Origin of the sequence: Aureimonas sp. Leaf427 (assembly GCF_001425485.1) — a bacterium.
Classification (GTDB): domain Bacteria; phylum Pseudomonadota; class Alphaproteobacteria; order Rhizobiales; family Rhizobiaceae; genus Plantimonas.
The window spans coordinates 165,438-184,823 of record NZ_LMQW01000043.1 but is presented as its reverse complement, the minus strand read 5'-3'; the positions used below and the strand labels follow the sequence as shown (position 1 = coordinate 184,823).

Here is a 19,386-nt window from a genome sequence, read left to right as displayed (position 1 = left end):
GTCACATCTGGTAGCGGCGCAGCCGCCGCTGGACGACGAAAAGATAGAGCGACACGCCGATGAGGATGATGAGGAACATGGCGGTCGCGACGGCCGCGCCCATGTGCCGGTCGCCGCTCTGCAGCTGGAAGCCGAAGAAGGTTCGGTAGAGGAAGGTGCCGAGGATGTCCGTCGATCCGTTCGGCCCGGCCAGCGCCCCTTGCATGGAATAGACGATGTCGAAGGCGTTGAAGTTGGCGACGAAGGTGAGGATCGCCACCAGCCCGATCGTCGGCAGGATCAGCGGCAGCTTGATCTTGAAGAACTGCTTGAAGCCGACGATCCCGTCGCATTCGGCCGCTTCCGTGATCTCGTCGGGAATGGTGATGAGCGCGGCATAGATTAGCATCATCGGAATGCCGACGAACTGCCAGACCGAGACGAGCGAGACGGCGGTCAGCGCGTAGGCCTCCTGGCCGAGCCAGGGCGCGAAGAGGGAGCGCAGGCCGATGGCGCCGAGAAGGTTCGGCGCGACGCCCCAGAGCGGCGAGAGCAGCAGTTTCCAGATGAAGCCGACGATCACGAAGGAAAGGATCGTCGGCAGGAAGAGCGCGGTCCTGTAGAGCGCGACGCCCTTCAGGCGCGGCACCGACAGGAGCGCGGCCAGCGCGATGCCGATCGGGTTCTGCACCAGCATGTGGAAGAGGAAGAAATAGAAATTGTTGGCGAAGGCGTTCCAGAACCCGGCCGACCAGCGCGGATCGCCGAAGAGAAGCTGGAAGTTCTCCAGCCCGACGAAGCGCACCTCTCCGTCCCGGACGTTCTCGAGCCCGAGCCAGAGCGTCTGGGCCAGCGGCACCAGCATGATCATCGTGTAGACGAGGAGAGCGGGCGCCAGAAAGACGGCGATGTGCCATCGGCGCCGTGGCTTCACACTATCGGTCATCACGCCTCATCGCCGGCCACCCGCCTCGCATGTCTGAAGAAGGGAGGAAGGCGGCCGAGCCGCCTTCCATGATCCACAGTCCCGGACCCGGCAAAGCCGGCCCGGGACGAACGGAATGGCGCAGTTACTGGGCCGCCGGCTTGTACCAGCCGTCGAGGCCCTTCTGCAGCTTCTCGGCGGCCTGCGCCGGGGTTTCCGTCGCGTTGATCACGTTGGCGGCCGCCGTCCAGGTCTCGTTCTCGAGATTGGGCGTCCCGCGCGACAGGATCTGGTAGGTCGAACGGATCGTGCGCTGGCAGTCGTTGCGCCAGCCGACGATGCTCTTGGCCAGCTCGTTCTTGATCTCGATCGGCTTGTCGATCAGCGGGAAGAAGCCCGGCGCGGCATTGGCGTAGATGTCGGCGAACTCGGCGCTCGCGACCCAGGACAGGAAGGTCTTGGCGGCTTCCGCGTTCGGCGAGGCGGCGTTGAGGCCGAGCGCGATGTCGGGATGGTCGGAGATGTAGCAGGTGTCGCCCGCCTTCTGGACCGGCGGCGCGAAGGCGCCGATCTCGAAATCGGCCTGCGTCTCGAAGGGCGTGATCTCCCAGGAGCCGGCGGGATAGATCGCGGCGCGGCCGAGCGTGAAGAGGTTCTGGCTGTCGGGATAGGTCTGGGCCTGGAAGCCGTCGCCCATGTAGGGCGCCCATTTGGCGATCGTCTCCAGCGGCTTTTCCCAGGCCGCGTCGGTCAGCTTCTCCTTGCCCGCGATCAGCGCCTCGCGACCTTCCTCGCCCTTCCAGTAGTTCGGACCGATGTTCTGGTAGCCCATCGTGGCCGCCTCCCACTGGTCCTTGGTGCCCATGGCGAGCGGCACGTAGCGGCCGTCCGCCTTGATCTTCTCCAGAAGCGCGAAGAACTCCTCCTCCGTCTTCGGCACCTCGGCGCCGAGCTCCTGGAAGGCGGTCTTGTTGTACATGAAGCCGTGGATGACGGAGGCCATCGGCACGCAGAAGGTCGACTTGCCGTCGTCGCTCGACCAGGCGGTGCGCGCGATCGGCGTGAAGTTCTCCATGCCGGGCAGCGTCGCGAGATCGACGAGCTGCTTCTTCTCGAAGAGCTTCAGCGAGGCGTCGAACGGACGGCAGGTGACGAGGTCGCCGGCCGAGCCGGCGTCGAGCTTGGCGGACAGGGCCGAGTTGTACTCGGTCGGCGCGGTCGGGGAGAAGACGACCTTGATGTCGGGATGAGCCGCCTCGAAGGCGGGAATGACCTTCTCCTGCCAGGTCGCGATGTCGTCGTTGCGCCAGCTCTCGATCGTCAGCGTCGTCTGCGCCAGCGACGGGGCGCAGAGCGCCATGAGCGCTGCGAGGCTGATCGAGGCTTTCAGGATGCTCGTCTGCATTGCCGTTTCCTTTGTCCTGCGGCCGCGGCCGGTCGAAGTTGCATGCGCATCCGGGCTCGCCCGGCTGCCGTCAGGGTTCGAGAGCGCCGAGCGCGTCGCGAAGATGTCCGGATGCCCGCGCCAGCCGCGCCTCGGCGTCCGAAAGGTCGGCGGTTCCCGCCGCGAGAAGAATGGCAGGCTTCACCGCGCCGCCGCTCTCGGCCAGCGCCTCCGCCGCCCGCCCCGGGGAGACGCCGGCGCAGTCGCCGATCATCCGCACTGCGCGATCGCGCAGCTTGGCATTGTCGGCGCGAAGCGACACCATGTGCCCGTCATGGACATGGCCGCGACGGATCGCGATCCCGGTCGAAAGCATGTTGAGCGCGATCTTCTGTGCCGTCCCCGCGCCCATGCGGGTCGAGCCCGCGACGATCTCGGGGCCGGTGTCGAGAAGGACCGCGACGTCGGCCGCACGAAGGATCGGCGCCTCCGCATGGTTGGCGATGGCGACGCTCGCCGCTCCCGCATGGCGCGCGGCGGCAAGACCTTCGACGACGAAGGGCGTGGAGCCGCTGGCGGAAATCGCGACGACACAGTCCCGCGGGCCGATCCCGGCTTCTGCAACGGCATCGCGAGCCGCCGCCGCGTCGTCCTCCGCCACGCCGCCGAAGCGCGTCGTGATCTCGGCCCCGCCGGCCAGAATGGTGATGAAGCGGCCGGGATCTTCGCTGAAGGTCTGCGGGATCTCGAGCGCGTCGGCGAGTGCGATCAGCGCCGGACTGCCCGCCGCCAGATAGACGAGCCGCCCGCCGCCCGACAGCGAGGCGACGGCCAGATCGACCGCGTCGTCGATACGGGGTATCGCAGCCTCGACGGCCCGGGCCGCCTGCAGCTGGCCGGCGAAGAGCCGAGCCAGAGCCTCCTCACCGCCGCACGTATCGAGACCCTTCGACAGGGGCGCCAGACGCTCGGTCGAGCGAAGCTCGCCCGCCGCATCTATTGCGACCTCGACCCCGGCGACTGCGCCCGAAGCGGCAGACTCCGAACCCTGGTCATCGACGTCGAACGGACGGCGTTCGGCCCGCGCGAACGACGGCGCTCCGAAACTGTCCAGACCGTCCTTCCCGCTTCCGTCCACCACATCGCGCTCCCGGCTTCACTCGTCCAATAGTGTTACCACCCTAATGCCATTCGTCCAGCGGTCCGTTGAAGTTTTTTTCAACAATTTCTGCAGTGCAAAAAAATCGAGCATCAAAATAACGATTTTTCGGACCATCCTTTCGAAACCCATTGTTTCGAGGGCTAAACGGTCGTTAAACTTTGCATGCGCCGCTCAGCGCCGAAAAGCATGTACGCATCTCGCGCTCATGTGGTATTGTTTTGGGCTTATAGAAACCGCGGACGTCGCTATGTCGAATGTTTTCCTCGTGGGGGTCGATGGCGGCGGGACCAAGTGCCGCGTCCGCATCCGCCATGCCGACGGAACGCTGGTCGGCGAAGCCGAGGGCGGAACCGCCAATGTCTTCGCCGGCGTCGAAGCCGCGACCGCGACGATCGTGGCGACGGTGCAGCGTGTCCTTCGCGAAGGCGGGCTCGGAGCCGAGGCCCTGCCGCAATGCTATGCCGGCCTCGGCCTTGCCGGCGCGAACGTGACGTCGGTGGCCGAAGCCTTCTGCGCGGGCGGACTGCCCTTTGCGGCCTATGGTTTGGAAACGGATGCGGTGACGGCCTGTCGCGGGGCCTTCGGCGGTGGCGACGGCGCCATCGCGATCCTCGGCACGGGCTCGGCCTACGCGGTCCGCGTGGGCGATGCCGTCACGCTTCTCGGCGGCTGGGGCATGCTCGTGTCCGACCAGGGCAGCGGCGCCGATCTCGGTCGCCGGGCCCTCGCGGCGGCCCTCCTCGCCCTCGACGGCGTCCTGCCGCGCGAGGGATTGTGCGAGGCCGTGCTCGGCGAATTCTCCGGTTCGGCCCCGGCCATCGTGGAGTTCGCGAGCACCGCCCTGCCCCGCGACTTCGGGCGATTCGCTCCTCTCGTCTGGGACCATGCCGATGCCGGCGACGCCACCGCGAACCGGCTGATCGAGGAATCCCTGGCCGCGATCGAACCGATGCTGCAGCGGGCCCTCGATCTCGGCGCGCCCGCCCTCGCGCTTCTCGGCGGCCTGGCGCCGCGCTACCGGCCGCGCCTCTCGCCCCATCTCGGCCGGCGGATCGTCGAGCCTTTGGGCGATGCGATGGAGGGCGGCCTCGATCTCGCCCGCGCGGTCTTCGCCGCCCGGCAGGGCGCACGATGAGCGGCGTCTTCGGCCCCGGCTCACTGCCGCGCGGCGATGGCCCGCTCTATCTGAAGCTCCAGACGCTAATTCGCGATGCCGTCGAGACCGGCCGCCTGAAACCCGCCGATGCGCTCCCCTCCGAGCGCGATCTTGCGGAGGAAATGGGCATTTCCCGCGTCACCGTCCGCAAGGCGATGCTCGGCCTTGCCGGCGAAGGCGTCGTTGAGCAACGGCAGGGCTCGGGCACGTTCATCGCCGCCCGCGAGCGGAAGGTGCAGCAGGGTCTGTCGCACCTCACCTCCTTCACCGAGGACATGCGCACGCGCGGCCGCCAGACGACGTCGGACTGGCTGATGCGCGGGCTCGATCGGGTCACGCCCGCCGAGGCGATGCAGCTCGCCCTCTCGCCCGGCGTCGAGGTCGCCCGGTTCCACCGCCTGCGCCGCGCCGACGGCATGCCGATGGCGGTGGAGCGGGCCTGCGTGCCCGCCTCCATCCTGCCGAACCCGGACCTCGTCGGCGCTTCGCTCTATGCCGCGATGGAGGCGGCCGGGCGAAAGCCCGTCCGCGCCCTCCAGCGGCTGACGGCGGAAAATCTGAAACCCGCCGAGGCGGCTCTTCTCGGCCTCGATCCGGGATCGGCGGCGCTCTCCATCATCCGCGTCGCCTTCGATGCGCAGAGTCGCCCGGTGGAACTGACGCAGTCCTATTATCGCGGCGACGCCTACGACTTCGTCGCCGAACTCAATCTCAGCGAACGGATATGATCGTGACCGAATCCAGCATCATGCGACGGGAGATCGACGAGATTCCCGACGCGATCCGGCGGTTCCAGCGCCAGTCCGGCACGGAGGCCGCGCGGATCGGCGCGCGCCTGCGCGACCTCGATCCCGCCGTCGTCGTCACGATCGCGCGCGGCTCCTCCGACCATGCCGCCACCTATTTCAAATATGCCTGCGAGATCATGACGGGCCGTCCCGTCGCCTCGCTGGGGCCGAGCGTGGTCTCGGTCTACGGCACCAAGCTGGCGCTCGGCGGTCAGGCCGCGCTCGCCGTCTCCCAGTCGGGCAAGAGCCCCGATATCGTGGCTCTCCTCGCCGCCGCCCGCGCCGGCGGCGCCGAGACGATCGCCATCGGAAACGTCGAGGGCTCCCCGCTTCTGGAGGCGGCCGCCTGGCGTCTGCCGCTCCATGCGGGGCCCGAGCGCAGCGTCGCGGCGACGAAGAGCTTCGTCACGTCCGTCGTCGCCGCCCTCGCGATCCTCGCGGCCCGAACCGAGGACGCGAGCCTCTCCGGCGCGCTCGACGCTCTTCCGGACCAGTTGGAGCAAGCGCTCGAACAGGACTGGTCGCCGGCGCTCGACAACTGCGTTCGAGCCAAGTCACTCTTTTCGCTCGGCCGGGGCCCCGGCTTCGCGGTCGCCTGCGAAGCGGCGCTGAAGCTGAAGGAGACCTCCGTCCTCCATGCCGAGGCCTATTCGGGCGCGGAAGTGCTGCACGGTCCGGTCTCGCTCGTCGAAAACGGCTTCCCCATTCTCGCCTTCGTGCCGGACGACGCCGCCCGGCCCGGCCTCTCCGAGATCTGCGCCCGCGTCTCGGCCTCGGGCGCTGCGCTCTTCACGGTCGGCGAAGCCGGATCGGGCGTCCGCCTGCCGCATGTCGCCACGGGCCACGCCTTGACCGAGCCCCTCTCCATGCTGGTCTCCTTCTACCGCTTCGTGGAGACGGTGGCGCGGGCGCGCGGCCAGAACCCGGACGTGCCGCGCGGTCTGAAGAAGGTGACGGAGACGGTCTGATGCGCATCGCCTATGTGGGAGCCGATATTTTCGACGGGCACACCAGCCGATCCGGCCAGGCGCTCGTCGTCGAGGACGGACAGGTCGCGGAGATCGTCTCCGAGGCTGCGCTGCCGTCGTCGATCGAGCGCCGCAGTCTCGACGGCGGCCTCCTCGCGCCCGGCTTCGTCGACATCCAGGTGAACGGCGGAGGCGGCGTGCTCCTCAACGAAGAGCCGACCGTCGAGGGCATCCGGCGTATCTGCGCGGCACATGCCCGCTACGGCTCGACCGCCCTTCTGCCCACCGTCATCACAGACCGGCCGGAGATCACCTTCGCCGCCATCGAGGCCGCCGCCGCCGCGGTCTCCGCCGGCGTGCCCGGCTGCATAGGCATCCATGTCGAAGGCCCCTTCCTATCGGTCGCGCGCAAGGGCGCCCACGATCCCGCGTTGATCCGTCGGATGGAGGCGAGCGACCTGGAGGCGCTTCTCGCCACGACGCTTCGCCCGCTCCTCCTCACCGTCGCGCCCGAAAGCGTGTCGAACGCCCAGATATCCGCGCTGTCCGAGGCCGGCATCCGCGTCTCGCTCGGCCATTCCGACACCGATTTCGAGACCGCCACCGCCGCCTTCGCGGCGGGCGCGAGCTGCGTGACGCACCTCTTCAACGCCATGAGCCAGATGAATCACCGCAGCCCCGGCCTCGTCGGCGCGGCGCTGGCGAGCCAAGAGGTCTGGTGCGGCTTCATCCCGGACGGGTTCCACGTCCATCCCGCCGCGCTCGGCGCCGCGCTTAGAGCCAAGAGCGGGAAGCGCAAGCTCGTCGCCGTCACCGACGCCATGCCGACCGTCGGCTCCAGCGAGGATCGGTTCGAACTCGGCGGGCGCGTGGCCACGCGGCAGAACGGCCGCCTGACGCTCGCGGACGGAACGCTGGCGGGCTCCGATCTCACCATGATCGGCGCGCTGCACTACCTCGTGCGGATGCTCGGCGTTCCGCTGGAAGAAGCCCTGCGCATGTGCTCGCTCTATCCCGCCGAATTCCTCGGCCTCTCCGAACGTCACGGACAGTTTCGCCCCGGCAGCCGCGCCGACATGGTGTGGATCAACGAGGTGCCGGCGTTGAAGGGCGTCTGGATCGGCGGAAATCCGGTCGATCTCCAGCAGATGTCGGGAAAATAACCGATGCTCCGGCATCGGAGGAAATATCTCGCAAAGAGCGGGCCGGTAAAAATCTGCCGAACGTGAAATCTTGAGAAGAAATGAAGAAAGAAGCCGGCTGCGACGATTGTGGCGCGACTTTCATCATCGATGCCCTATAACGGAGATATGATGATCATCTCCTCGAAGTCCGCTCCCTCCGCCAAGATCGCGTTCTATCTCGATCAGGCCGCCGAATGCAGCAAGATCGCGGCCTCCGCGACCCTGCAGAATGTCCGCGAGCGCTCGCTCCGTTCCGAAGCCGCCTGGCGGAAGATGGCCGGCGACATCGACAACGGGTCCGAGCCTTCGCCGGCACAGATCCCGAACGTTCCCACGATCCAGGCCGCCGAGATGAGCGTCTCCCCGAGCACGCCGTCCTTCGCAAGCTTCGGCTGATACGGGCGGGCGGCGCCGCTGGCTCCGCTCGTTTTCTATGCCACGATCGATATGACGAGGCGCCCTTCACCTGATGTGAAGGGCGCCTTTTCGCGTTCGACGTCGGCCCGGGGCCGACGATTCGCGCTGTCCCGCCATCGGCTGCCGCACAAGCACGCCCGCGGGTGGCCGACTTGGCCGCCCGGCGCCTGTCTCTACAGCGGAATGACCATCGGAGAGCCCGTGACGGGGTCCGGCATGACCATGGCGGAAAGGCCGAAGGCGGCCAGGAGATGGTCGGGCGTGACGACCTCCGCCGGCTTGCCCGTGGCGACCAGTCCCCTCGGACCCATGAGGACGAGGTGATCGGAAAAGCGTGCCGCGAGATTGAGATCGTGGAGCACGCTGATCACGGTCGTTCCGATCTCCTGGTTTCGGCGCCGGAGCAGCGACAGGACCTCGATCTGGTGCGGCAGATCCAGCCAAGTCGTCGGCTCGTCGAGCAGCAGCAGCCCCGTCTCCTGCGCGAGCGCGAGCGCGATCCAGGCGCGCTGGCGCTGCCCGCCCGACAGCTCGTCCAGCGGCCGCTCCGCCAGATCGCCCATGCCGACCGCCTCCAGCGCGCGGGCGCAGGCCGCCTCGTCCGCTGTCGTCCAGGCCGACAGGAAGCCGCGCCAGGGCGCCCGCCCGCGATGCACGAGCTCGCGCACCGTGATGCCGCCGGGCGCCAGCGGCGATTGCGGCAGGATCGCGAGCTTTCGCGCGAGCGCTCTCGTGTCCTGTGCGTGGACATCGGTGCCGCCCAGCGTCACGCGCCCGGCCTGCGGCCCGATGAGCCGGGCGAAGGTGCGCAGCAGCGTGGACTTGCCGCAGCCGTTCGGGCCGAGCAGCGCCGTCACGCGGCCGGCCGGCAGGTCCAGCGTCAGGTCGTCGATCACGCGGCGGTCGCGATAGCCGATGCCGAGGCCCTCGGCCCGCAGAAGGAAGTCGCTCACAGCTCGCCTTTCTCCATCTCGCGCGACAGGCGCCACAAGAGGTAGGGCGCGCCGAGAAGACCCGTCATCACGCCGATGGGAAGCTGAAGGCCGGGGATCGCCGCGCGGGCGGCCAGGTCGGACAGAACCGTGACCAGCGCTCCGGCGCCGGCCGCGGCGGCGAGCCGGCCGGCAGGCTCCCGCGCGCCCGTCAACGCGATGCCGAGCGGCGCGGCCATCAGCGCCACGAAGGGCACCGGTCCCGCGATCGCGACCGCCGCCGCAGCCAGCAGAACCGCCGTCCCGACGAGACCCCAGCGCGCGCGCTCCACGCGAAGGCCGAGCCCGGCGGCGAGATCGGCCCCGAGTTCCAGAAGCTTCAGCGCAGGAATCTGCACGGCGAGAAGAAGCGTCAGACCTGCGCCGAGCAGCCAGACCTCGGCCGCATGCGCCCAGGTCCGCGCCGCGAGCGATCCGGAAAGCCAGCGCTGCGCTTCGGCCGCTTGCGTCGTCGGCAAAGCAAGCAGCAGGAAGGCACCGATCGCGCCAGCGGAGAAGCCGACGCCGAGGCCGACGAGAATCAGCGTCAGCGTCGAGGTCGCATGGCCCGGTCGATAGGCGAGCGCCGCCATCAGAAGCGCTGCGGCGATACCGCCGGCCGCGGCCAGAAGAGGCGCCGGCGCGACGATCCCGAAGGCGAGCGCTGCGACCACGGCTAAGCCCGCGCCCGCATTGAAGCCGAGAATGTCGGGCGCGGCGAGCGGGTTTCGCAAGAGCGACTGCAGCACCGCGCCGGAGAGGCCGAGCAGCGCACCGACCCCGACGGCGCTCGCGACGCGCGGCCCCCGGATGACGCGCAGGGTCAGGCTCCCCGGTCCCTCGCCGGCCCAGAGGCCGCGCCAGAGATCGGCCGGGCCGATCAGGACCTCGCCGATCATCAGCGCCGCGAGCACGGCCGCGATCAGCAGCACGGCCAGAGTAACGCCCCCGCGCTTCATCCGTGGCGCCCGCCCTGCAGCCGGCGCGCGATGCCGATGAAGACCGGCCCGCCGACGAGCGCCGTCATCACGCCGACGCGCACCTCGCTCGGCGCCAGAACGAGGCGGCCCGCCGTATCCGCGAGGAGAAGGATCGAGGCCCCGATCGCCGCCGAGGCCAGGAGCCCCGCCCGCAGGCCGTGGCCGGCGAGACGCCGGGCGAGCGGCGGCACCATCAGGCCGAGAAACGCGATCGGCCCGGCCACGGAAACGGCGGCGCCCGTCAGGAGCGTGACCACGAGGAGCGAGGCGACCTGCGCCCGCACGAGCCGCGTTCCCAGTCCCCTGGCAAGGGTGGTGCCGAGCGACAGCGTCTCGATCGCGGGAGCCGCCACCCAGGCGAAGGCGGTCGCGGCGACAACGACGAGCCCCATGCCGATCAGCGGTCGTTCGCCGGCCTGCGCGAGCGATCCCGTCACCCAGAAGCGGAAGACGTCGAGACTGTCGCTGCGCGTCAGGACCACGGCCGAGACGAGCGACAGAAGCAGCGCGTTGAGCGCGGCGCCCGCCAGCGTCAGCCGAACCGGCCCCACATCGCCGCGAAAGCCGCCGCCGAGCGCGAAGGCGAGCAGCGCGGCCACGGCGGCGCCGGGAAAGGCGAGCGCGGTGACGGTGCCGCTGTCGGCTTCGCCGAGAAGAAGCGACCCGATGACGACCGAAAAGGCCGCGCCCGCACCGACGCCGAGAAGACCGGGGTCCGCGAGCGGATTGCGCGTCAGGGCCTGCATCACCGTTCCCGCCATGCCGAGCGCCGCGCCGGCGATGAGGCCGGCGGCGAGGCGCGGCAGACGGATGGAGACGATGGTCGAATGGAGCGGGTCGCCGGGATCGAACGCCGTAAAGGCCCGCCAGATGTCGAGGGGCGCCGCGCTGCGAACGCCGAGGGCCAATGTCGAGACCGCGGCGAGAAGGAGAAGCGCCGCGGCGCCGATCGCTGCCTTCAAGGCGAAAGACCCGCCTTCTCGGCGCTGGCGACGACGGTTGCCGGATCGCCGTCGAAAGCGGCCGCGATGTCGCCTTCCAGCTGCGACAGGGCGAAGGGCAGCGACAGGACGCTGCCGAAGGACAAGGCCGCCGCGATCTGCGATCCCGCAAAGACCTCCCGGCCCTCCCGATGCGCCTTCAGCATCCGGCGCATCGCCAGGGATACGAGATCGGGCGCCTCGTCGAAGGTCGATATCCAGATCAGGAGATCGGCGTCGATCGGCGACAGGTCCTCGGGCGACAGTCCGACGAAGAAGGCGTCGCCCGCCAGCCGCTCGACCTCCGGCATCGGCGCGAAGCCGAGTTCGGCCAGGAACCCGCCGCGCGTGTCCGTGCGGGCGAAGGCGCCGGTCTCGCCGCCGAAATGATAGGCCGCCGCCGCCGTACGCCCGGCCCAGTCGGGATGGCGCGCACGCGCCTCCGCGAACTGCCGCCGCGTGGCGGCGATGACCTCTTCGGCCTTGGCCTCCCTGCCGAGGGCGCGGCCGAGAAGACGCGTCAGCTCGTCCCAGGGCGTGCCATAGGCCGGCCGGTCCTTCTCCTGCATCAGCGTCGGCGCGATCTGCGACAGGATCGCGTACTCGGCCTCGGAGATGCCCGACCCGATGCCGACGATGAGATCGGGCTGAAGCGCCGCGACCGTTTCCATGGCGATCTCGCCGGAGATCACAGCGGGCTCCGCACCGTTCAGATAGGGTCGTGCCCATGGCCAGACGCCGTTCGGCTCGTCGCCGAACCAGTAGCGCAGCGCGATCGGCGGCTGCCCGAGCGCCAGCAGCGGATCGTGCGAGGTGAAGCCGAGCGAGACGACGCGCTCGGCCGGACGCGGCAGGACGGTCTCGCCGTAGACATGGCTGAAGCGCATCTCCTGCGCATGGGCCGGGCGCACCGCGGCACAAGCGGCCAGAGCCCCGAGAACGGCGCGGCGCGTGATCGCCAGCGGGACAGGCGTGCGGGAGATCCTCATCGTCCTGCCCGGCCGAGCCCGAAGGTCGCCCTGCCCGACGGCATTGCCGCATCCGATGATGCGAAGCGCCAAAAGCCGACCGATCCCGATATCGATGCAGCGCAGGTCGCTTCGGACGGGCCCCGTGAGACGGCGCGATGGTCGCGGAACATGGCAGGCTCACTCTGTCGGCGAGCAACCGATCGCCGCCCCCGTCAGCCGTATAAAAACTTGATGGTGTTCGTCAACATAAAGGCCCGGTCGAAGGCGCGTTTCCGCGCCAAGTGTCCTCCAAGCCGAGTAGGCCGGTCCCGGATCAGGCGGCGGCGCCGTGTCGAAGGAAGGAGGCGACCGCGACCTTGGCGCAGCGGCCGAAGCTTCCGCTCGGTCCCGTCTCGCCCATCGTCTGCTTGCTGATGCGCGCGCCCTCCACGAGAAGCGCCAGCGTGTCGGCCAGTTCCTCGGCCTCCACGGCGCCGGCATCGCGGCAGAGCTGGATCAGGCGCAGGCGCTGATCCTTCTTGAAATCGGAAATCGTCTGGCGAACGGTGTCGCAGGCCTCGGGAAGCTCGACCGCCGCGTTGGAGACGTCGCAGCCCCGGTTGTCGTGCAGGTTCTCTTCCACGCAGGCGACCCAGGCGTCGAGCTGCCCCGCCGGATCGCCGGGGGCCATCTCCTCCAGCTTCTGCCAGAACACGTCGGCATCGATGGTCGCCTGCTGCAGGCAGGCGACGATGAGCGCGTCCTTCGACTGGAAGTGGCGATAGAGCGTCATCTTGTTCGTGCCCGCCGTCTCGGCGATGGCGTCGACGCCGGTCCCCCGGATTCCGCATCGGCGGAACAGCGAGCGGGCGGTGCCCAGAATGCGGTCTCTCGGGCGTCCGATGCCTGAAGTGATGTCGGTCATAGAACCCTACGAACTCCATTTCATCCGCCACTTGACGAGATGTTACCGATCTGTCACCCATAACTGGTACTGACTAGTAACACCCTCCTCAGTGAGCTGCAAGGTAGATGGTCCTGGCAGCGCCCCCTGAAAAGACGGGTGGGATGAAGATGCAGACACAAGGAGTTGACACCATGTCCGAATGTGCTCGCACCGAACCCACGATCGACGAGATCATGGCGGACCCGACCATTCATGCCCTGATGAAGGCGGATCGGGTCAATGTGGATCGTCTGCGCTCGAAACTGCGGCAGCAGGCCTCCGCCTGGGCCGCCAACGAGCCCTTCGCTTTGCGCCCCTCGCGTGGCCTCGGCGCTCCGCATGCCGTCACCGTTACGGTGCACCGCAAACAGGGCCAAGGCTGAAAGCCGCACGGGTCTCGTGCCGCGATTTTAGATCGATCGGACTGACATGGTAGACTTCTTCACACGCCGGCCGATCTTCGCGTCCGCCATCGCCATCGTCATGGTTCTGGCGGGCGCCATCTGCTATTTCCTGCTGCCTGTCTCGCAGTTTCCCGACATCACGCCGCCGCAGGTCGTCGTATCGGCGCAGTATCCCGGCGCGAGCGCGCAGGTCGTCGCCGACACGGTGACGACCCCGCTGGAGCAGCAGATCAACGGCGTGCAGGGCATGACCTACATGTCCTCGACCAGCTCGAACGACGGCTCGGCGACGATCACGGTCACGTTCGACATCGGCTACGACATCGATATCGCGGCCGTCGACGTGCAGAACCGCGTCTCCCAGGCCTCCTCCGCCCTTCCCGGAATCGTCAATCAGGGCGGCGTGACGGTCAAGAAGCAGAATCCGAACTTCGCGCTCATCGTCAATCTCGTCTCCCCCGACGGGTCGCTCGATCCCGTGGCGCTCTCCAACTACGCCTTCCTTCAGGTCGCCGATCCGCTGAAGCGCGTTCCCGGCGTCGGCGACGTGCAGATCTTCGGCGAGCGGCGCTACTCGATGCGCATCTGGCTCGACCCCGATCGCATGGCCAATCTCGACGTCACCGCCGTCGACGTCAGCCGGGCCGTGGCCGAGCAGAACGTCCAGGTGGCGGCCGGCAAGATCGGCCAGTCGCCCGCCCCCGCCGGCACGCCCTTCGAGATGCAGGTCAATGCGGTCGGCCGCCTCAGCGACCCCGCCGAGTTCGGCCAGATCATCGTGCGCGCCAATCCCGAGACCGGGTCTGCGGTGCGCCTTCGCGACGTCGCGCGCATCGAGCTGGGCTCGCTGCAATATGCCTCGACCGCCTTCTTCGGAACGGACCCGACCGTCGTCCTCGCCGTGTTCCAGATGCCCGGCTCCAACGCGCTCGACCTTCAGAAGAACGTCAAGGCGAAGATGGACGAGCTGTCGCAGCGGTTCCCGAAGGGCATCGCCTACGCGATGCACTACGACACGACCCGCTTCGTCTCCGCCGCCATGCACGACGTGGTCGTGACGCTCGGCGAGGCCCTGTTCCTCGTCGTCCTCGTCGTCTTCGTCTTCCTGCAGAGCTGGCGCACGACGCTGATCCCGATCATCGCCATTCCGGTCTCGCTGGTCGCGACGCTCGTCGTCATGGAGATGCTGGGCTTCTCTTTGAACATGCTGAGCCTGCTCGGCATGGTGCTCGCCATCGGCCTCGTGGTCGACGATGCGATCGTCGTCGTCGAGAATGTCGAGCGGCAGCTGGAGGACGGTCATCCGCCGCTGGAAGCGACGCGCCGCGCCATGAAGGAAGTGACGGGACCGATCATCGCGACGACGGCCGTCCTCATGGCCGTGTTCATTCCCGTTGCCTTCATTCCCGGCGTCGCCGGCAGCCTCTACAACCAGTTCGCCCTGACGGTCGCGATCTCGGTCGGCATTTCCGCCTTCAACTCGCTGACGCTGAGCCCCGCGCTCAGCGCCGCCTTCCTGACGCATCGGCCAGCCGTCCGCTTCTTCGCGTTCCGCTGGTTCAACGCGGCCTTCGAATGGCTGTCCCACGCCTATGCCAATCTCGTCGGCGTCCTCATCCGCTGGCGGATCGCGGTGCTGATCGCCTTCGTGCTGACGATGGTCGCGACCTTCAACATCTGGCAGAAGCTCCCCTCGACCTTCCTGCCGGTCGAGGACCAGGGCTACTTCTTCGTCGTGATCCAGCTTCCCGACGGCGCCTCGCTGGAGCGCACCGATACGGTCGCGGCCAAGGTGCGCGAGCTTCTGGAAGAGACGCCGGGCGTCGAGATCGTCGGCTCCATCAGCGGCCTGAACTTCCTGACCAATGCGGCGCAGTCCAACTCCGCCGTTGAGTTCGCGATCCTGAAGCCCTGGGACGAGCGCGGGCCCGAGCAGAACGCCTCGAAGATCGTCGAGGAGGTTCGCGGCAAGCTGATGCAGATTCCCGAAGCCTTCGCCCTGTCCTTCGATCCGCCCTCGATCCCGGGCCTCGGCGCGACCGGCGGCTTCGAGTTCCAGGTCGAGGACCTCGCCGGCCGCGGCAGCGTGGCGCTCAACGAGGCGGTCCAGGCCGTCATCGCGGAGGCGCGCAAGCAGCCGGAGCTCAATCCCTACCAGCTCTTCTCGTCCTTCTCGACCTCGACGCCGCAGTTCGACTTCGACCTCGACCGCAACAAGACCAAGCTTCTGGGGCTCGACCTGCCCGACGTGTTCAACACGCTGCAGATCTTCTTCGGCTCGCTCTACGTGAACGACTTCAACCTCTTCGGCCGCACGTTCCGCGTGACGCTGCAGGCGGAGGAGGCCGCGCGGGCGACCGCCTCCGACCTGTCCCGGCTCTACGTCCGCAACGCGGCCGGGGTCATGGTCCCTCTCTCCACGCTGGGCACATTGAAGCCCATCGTCGGGCCGGAAACCGTGCCGCACTACAACAACTATGCCTCCGCCCTCATCAATGGCGGCCCGGCCGCCGGCTTCTCGACCTCCGATGCCGTGGCGGCCATGGAGCGGGCGGCGGCGGTGGCGCTGCCCCGCGACTTCGCCTTCGAATGGACCGGCATCACCTTCCAGGAGCTGAAGGCCGGCTCGCTCGCCAGCATCATCTTCGGCCTCGCCATCGTCTTCGTGTTCCTGATCCTCGCCGCGCAGTACGAGAGCTGGTCCATGCCGTTCATGGTGCTGCTCGCCGTGCCGCTCGCCCTCTTCGGCGCGGTCCTGGCGCTGCAGGTGCGAGGTTTGCAGATCGACGTCTATTCCCAGATCGGCTTCGTCATGCTGATCGGCCTCGCCGCCAAGAACGCGATCCTGATCGTGGAATTCGCCAAGCGGCGGCGTATGGAGGGCTTGAGCATCGTCGAGGCCGCCAAGGATGCCGCGCGGCTTCGCCTGCGCCCGATCCTGATGACCGCCTTCGCCTTCATCCTCGGCGTCGTGCCGCTGATGCGGGCGACGGGCGCGGGCGCGGCGAGCCGGCAGTCGATCGGCACGACCGTCTTCGGCGGCATGCTCGCCGCGACGATCCTCACCCTCCTTTTCGTGCCCGTCTTCTATGCGATCATTGAAGAGTGGCGCGAGCGCAAGGAGCCGACGGGCGACCACGCCCCGTCCGGCTCGCCCGACGCCGCCCATCCCCTCCCGGCAGAATGAAGCTGGAGTCCGTTTCATGAAACTGATCAAGTTCACCCTGATATCGGCCGCCGTGCTCGCTCTGGCCGTCGGCGCCGACATGGCCTGGCGCAACCGCGCCGCCCTCCAGACCTTCGCAGCGGAGGAACAGGCGCCCGCGCCCGCAGCGGGCGCTCCGCCGCCCATGCCGGTTCCGACCGCCGCCGTCGTCAAGAAGACGCTGCCGGTTCTCCTCACCTATTCCGCGAGGACGGAGGCCATCCGGTCGGTCGGCCTCCAGGCCAAGGTCTCCGGCTTCGTCGCCGCCCAGCTCTTCCCGGACGGCGCGAACGTGGCGGAGGGCGACCTCCTCTACCGCCTGGACTCGCGCGACTACGAAGTGGCGCTGGAGCAGGCCCGCGCGGTCGCGGCCCGCGACTCCGCCGCCCTCGACTATGCCCGCGCGACGGCGAACCGCTCGTCTTCGCTCGTCCAGAGCGGCTCACTGGCCAAGGACACGTTCGACCAGCGCTCCAGCACGCGCCTCCAGGCCGAGTCGGGTCTCGCCGTCAGCGAGGCCGCCGTCCGCTCGGCCGAGCTGAACCTCAGCTACACCGAGATCCGCGCGCCCTTCGCGGGCCGGATCGGCCGCGACCGCGCCCCGGTCGGCACGCTGATCAGCGCCGGCGGCGCCACCTTGAACACGCTGGTTCAGCTGAACCCGATCTACGTGACCTTCAATCCGAGCGAGCGCGACCTGAAGGAGATCATCGAGGCCCGCGGCAAGGGCCCCGTCTCGGTCGACGTCACGGTGCCCGGCGTGGAGAGCATCCGGCACAAGGGCGAGCTGACCTTCATCGACAACATGGTCGATCCGCAGTCGGGCACGATCACGGCGAGAGCCTCGATCCGAAACGACGACGACCTGCTTCTTCCCGGCCAGTATGTCAGCGCCGGGCTCAAGCTGCGCGACGACGACGACGTCCTGATGGTGCCGAACATCGCGATCGGCTCCAGCCAGCTCGGCAAGTACGTCTATATCGTCGGGAAGGAGAACAAGGTGGAGCAGAAGCTCGTCACGCTCGGCCAGACCGAGGGCGATCTCGTCGCCGTGGCCGGCGTTTCGGAACAGGACCGCATCATCGTCGGCAATCTCCAGAAGATCGGTCCCGGAATGCCCGTCGCTCCCCTGGAGCCCGCTCTCGCGCTGAAATAGCGAAGCCGCCTCGGGCCTTGAGGCGACCCCCGACCCGACAGAACCTTGGAAAGGGCTCCGCAGTGCGGGGCCCTTTCGCATGAGCCCGGACGCGGCCTTCAAAGCGGGGATTACCGTCGAGACCAAAGCCGCCGAGCGCCCGTGCCGTCGGCACATCGATCCCCCCGCGACAGTCGAAACGGCATGTTGGCCAAACCAACGATAAGATTTTCTTATCTTTGCTGCTGAAGAACTGACTTTTCAAGACCCCCACCCGGGAGCACCGTCGTCGCCGGGAGACCTTCGCGACGATGGGCACCGCGATGGAGGGACCGCATTCATGCGGGCACCCTTCGTGGCGTCGCGTTGACTTCAAGACACACCAAAGGCGACGCTTCGTTCGCCGCGATCTCTTGAGGATAGCGATGCACCATCACCCCGGCCTCTTCATTCCCGGCCCGACCAATGTCCCGGATGCCGTCCGCAGAGCGATGAACATTCCGCAGGAGGACATGCGCTCCCCGGACTTTCCCAAGCTCACCCTGCCGCTCTTTTCGGACCTGAAGAAAGTCTTCAAGACGCAGACGGGCCAGCCCTTCATCTATCCCTCGTCCGGCACGGGCGGCTGGGAGGCGGTGCTGACGAACACGCTCAATCCCGGCGACAAGGTGCTCGTCTCGACCTTCGGCCAGTTCTCCACCCTCTGGGCGGACATGTGCCGGCGCCTCGGCTTCGAGACCGAAATCGTCGAGGCCGAGTGGGGCGAAGGCGTTCCGCTCGAAATCTTCGCGGATCGTCTGGCGAAGGACAAGGAGCACCGGATCAAGGCCGTGCTCGGCACGCACAACGAGACGGCGACGGGCGTGACCTCCGACGTCGCCGGCATGCGAAGGGCGCTCGACGCATCGAACCACCCCGCCCTCCTCTATATCGATGGCGTCTCGTCCATCGCTTCGATCGATTTCCGCATGGACGAGTGGGGCGTGGACGGCATCGTGTCCGGCAGCCAGAAGGGCTTCATGCTGCCGACGGGCCTCGCCATCATCTGCATGAGCGAGAAGGCCCTGGAGGCACACAAGTCCTCGACCTTTCCGCGCTGCTTCTTCTCCTTCGAAGACATGATGCGCGCCAACAAGGACGGCTATTTCCCCTATACGCCCGCCACCGTCCTTCTGCGCGGCCTTCGCGCCTCGCTCGATCTTCTCTTCGAGGAAGGGCTGGAAAACGTCTTCGCCCGCCACCGTCACGTCGCCTCCGGCGTGCGCGCCGCCGTCTCCGCCTGGGGCCTCCACCTCGTGGCGAAGGAGGCGAAATGGCATTCCGACACGGTCTCGGCGGTCTACACGCCGCCCGGCGTCGACGCGGTCGCGGTTCTGCGCCGCGCCTTCGATCGCTATGGCGTGTCCTTCGGCTCCGGCCTCGCGCGCCTCAACGGGAAGGTCTTCCGCATCGGCCATATCGGCGCGACGAACGAGGTGATGCTGCTCGGCGCCCTGGCCGCGGCGGAGATGGCGCTCGTCGATTGCGGAGCCCGGATCGAACTCGGCTCCGGAGTCGCCGCCGCCCAGTCGAGCTACGGCGCCCGCCCCGCCGTCCTCGCCAAGGCCGCCTAAGCCCTCACACGCCCGATCCCTGCCCCGCTTCGTTCGGGGCGGGGAGCAGGCGCTTCAACCGCTTCTTGCACAAGGACGTGCCGTTCGCGAGACTCCGATAGAGACCTCGAAGGCTCGGCCTACCCCGCCATTCCATTGAGAACGCTAGCCTAAGCCCCTCCTCCGCACCGCGTATCGTTCTTTAGAATGAGCCGCCCTGTCTTCACTGGACAAGCGCCGACCCTTCCGCAACACTTGAC

At 68.1% G+C, this 19,386-nt stretch carries 17 protein-coding genes; 9 read left to right on the top strand and 8 right to left on the bottom strand.

The genetic code is table 11. The annotated features are described in order from the left end of the window. Window position 1 precedes the first annotated feature (1 nt). From ASG62_RS18720 to ASG62_RS18710, 3 genes are all read right to left on the bottom strand, one after another. Window positions 2–925, bottom strand: coding sequence for a carbohydrate ABC transporter permease (locus ASG62_RS18720; protein WP_056697102.1), 924 nt, complete (start codon window positions 923–925; stop codon window positions 2–4). 124 nt (window positions 926–1,049) lie between these two features. Beyond that, the gene (locus tag ASG62_RS18715; protein WP_413814221.1) at window positions 1,050–2,264 is read right to left on the bottom strand and encodes an ABC transporter substrate-binding protein; all 1,215 of its coding nucleotides are present in this window, start codon (window positions 2,262–2,264) and stop codon (window positions 1,050–1,052) included. Between the two features lie 115 nt (window positions 2,265–2,379). Continuing rightward, window positions 2,380–3,426: an N-acetylmuramic acid 6-phosphate etherase gene (locus ASG62_RS18710; RefSeq protein ID WP_244487639.1), complete on the bottom strand. Its 1,047-nt coding sequence runs from the start codon at window positions 3,424–3,426 to the stop codon at window positions 2,380–2,382. 271 nt (window positions 3,427–3,697) lie between these two features. Here ASG62_RS18710 and ASG62_RS18705 point away from each other — a divergent pair, with 271 nt between their 5' ends. From ASG62_RS18705 to ASG62_RS18685, 5 genes are all read left to right on the top strand, one after another. Next, window positions 3,698–4,585, top strand: coding sequence for a BadF/BadG/BcrA/BcrD ATPase family protein (locus tag ASG62_RS18705; protein ID WP_056697098.1), 888 nt, complete (start codon window positions 3,698–3,700; stop codon window positions 4,583–4,585). After that, a complete protein-coding gene (locus ASG62_RS18700; RefSeq protein WP_056697096.1) occupies window positions 4,582–5,334 on the top strand; it encodes a GntR family transcriptional regulator in 753 nt (250 codons plus the stop codon). The genes ASG62_RS18705 and ASG62_RS18700 overlap by 4 nt, the downstream gene beginning before the upstream one ends. A 2-nt stretch (window positions 5,335–5,336) precedes the next feature. Further along, complete coding sequence (locus ASG62_RS18695; RefSeq protein WP_056697378.1) at window positions 5,337–6,362, top strand: SIS domain-containing protein; 1,026 nt, start codon at window positions 5,337–5,339, stop codon at window positions 6,360–6,362. Continuing rightward, complete coding sequence (gene nagA, locus ASG62_RS18690) at window positions 6,362–7,525, top strand: N-acetylglucosamine-6-phosphate deacetylase (protein WP_056697095.1); 1,164 nt, start codon at window positions 6,362–6,364, stop codon at window positions 7,523–7,525. The genes ASG62_RS18695 and nagA overlap by 1 nt, the downstream gene beginning before the upstream one ends. Window positions 7,526–7,675: 150 nt before the next feature. Further along, window positions 7,676–7,942 (top strand): hypothetical protein, encoded by a 267-nt coding sequence (locus ASG62_RS18685; protein WP_156382246.1) that lies wholly within the window; start codon window positions 7,676–7,678, stop codon window positions 7,940–7,942. Window positions 7,943–8,136: 194 nt separating this feature from the next. Here the strand turns inward: ASG62_RS18685 and ASG62_RS18680 are convergent, their stop codons facing one another. The 5 genes from ASG62_RS18680 to ASG62_RS18660 all read right to left on the bottom strand — a co-directional run bounded on the left by ASG62_RS18680 (window position 8,137) and on the right by ASG62_RS18660 (window position 12,769). Further along, window positions 8,137–8,916, bottom strand: coding sequence for an ABC transporter ATP-binding protein (locus tag ASG62_RS18680; protein ID WP_056697091.1), 780 nt, complete (start codon window positions 8,914–8,916; stop codon window positions 8,137–8,139). Continuing rightward, window positions 8,913–9,893, bottom strand: a complete 981-nt coding sequence (locus tag ASG62_RS18675) for an iron ABC transporter permease (protein WP_082537382.1) — start codon at window positions 9,891–9,893, stop codon at window positions 8,913–8,915. Before ASG62_RS18675 ends, ASG62_RS18680 begins: the two co-directional genes overlap by 4 nt. Next, window positions 9,890–10,876, bottom strand: a complete 987-nt coding sequence (locus ASG62_RS18670) for a FecCD family ABC transporter permease (protein ID WP_056697087.1) — start codon at window positions 10,874–10,876, stop codon at window positions 9,890–9,892. The genes ASG62_RS18675 and ASG62_RS18670 overlap by 4 nt, the downstream gene beginning before the upstream one ends. Beyond that, window positions 10,873–11,883: an iron-siderophore ABC transporter substrate-binding protein gene (locus ASG62_RS18665; protein WP_056697376.1), complete on the bottom strand. Its 1,011-nt coding sequence runs from the start codon at window positions 11,881–11,883 to the stop codon at window positions 10,873–10,875. Before ASG62_RS18665 ends, ASG62_RS18670 begins: the two co-directional genes overlap by 4 nt. A 295-nt stretch (window positions 11,884–12,178) precedes the next feature. Further along, window positions 12,179–12,769 carry a TetR/AcrR family transcriptional regulator gene (locus tag ASG62_RS18660; RefSeq protein WP_056697085.1) on the bottom strand — a complete coding sequence of 197 codons (591 nt, stop codon included), beginning with the start codon at window positions 12,767–12,769 and terminating at the stop codon, window positions 12,179–12,181. A gap of 143 nt (window positions 12,770–12,912) precedes the next feature. Here ASG62_RS18660 and ASG62_RS18655 point away from each other — a divergent pair, with 143 nt between their 5' ends. The 4 genes from ASG62_RS18655 to ASG62_RS18640 all read left to right on the top strand — a co-directional run bounded on the left by ASG62_RS18655 (window position 12,913) and on the right by ASG62_RS18640 (window position 19,147). Next, window positions 12,913–13,173, top strand: a complete 261-nt coding sequence (locus tag ASG62_RS18655) for a hypothetical protein (RefSeq protein WP_156382245.1) — start codon at window positions 12,913–12,915, stop codon at window positions 13,171–13,173. Window positions 13,174–13,219: 46 nt separating this feature from the next. Continuing rightward, window positions 13,220–16,381 (top strand): efflux RND transporter permease subunit, encoded by a 3,162-nt coding sequence (locus ASG62_RS18650; RefSeq protein WP_056697081.1) that lies wholly within the window; start codon window positions 13,220–13,222, stop codon window positions 16,379–16,381. 16 nt (window positions 16,382–16,397) lie between these two features. Further along, window positions 16,398–17,555 (top strand): efflux RND transporter periplasmic adaptor subunit, encoded by a 1,158-nt coding sequence (locus tag ASG62_RS18645; protein ID WP_056697080.1) that lies wholly within the window; start codon window positions 16,398–16,400, stop codon window positions 17,553–17,555. A 404-nt stretch (window positions 17,556–17,959) separates the two neighbouring features. Then, window positions 17,960–19,147 (top strand): aminotransferase class V-fold PLP-dependent enzyme, encoded by a 1,188-nt coding sequence (locus ASG62_RS18640; RefSeq protein ID WP_056697077.1) that lies wholly within the window; start codon window positions 17,960–17,962, stop codon window positions 19,145–19,147. The last annotated feature ends 239 nt before the right edge of the window (window positions 19,148–19,386 follow it).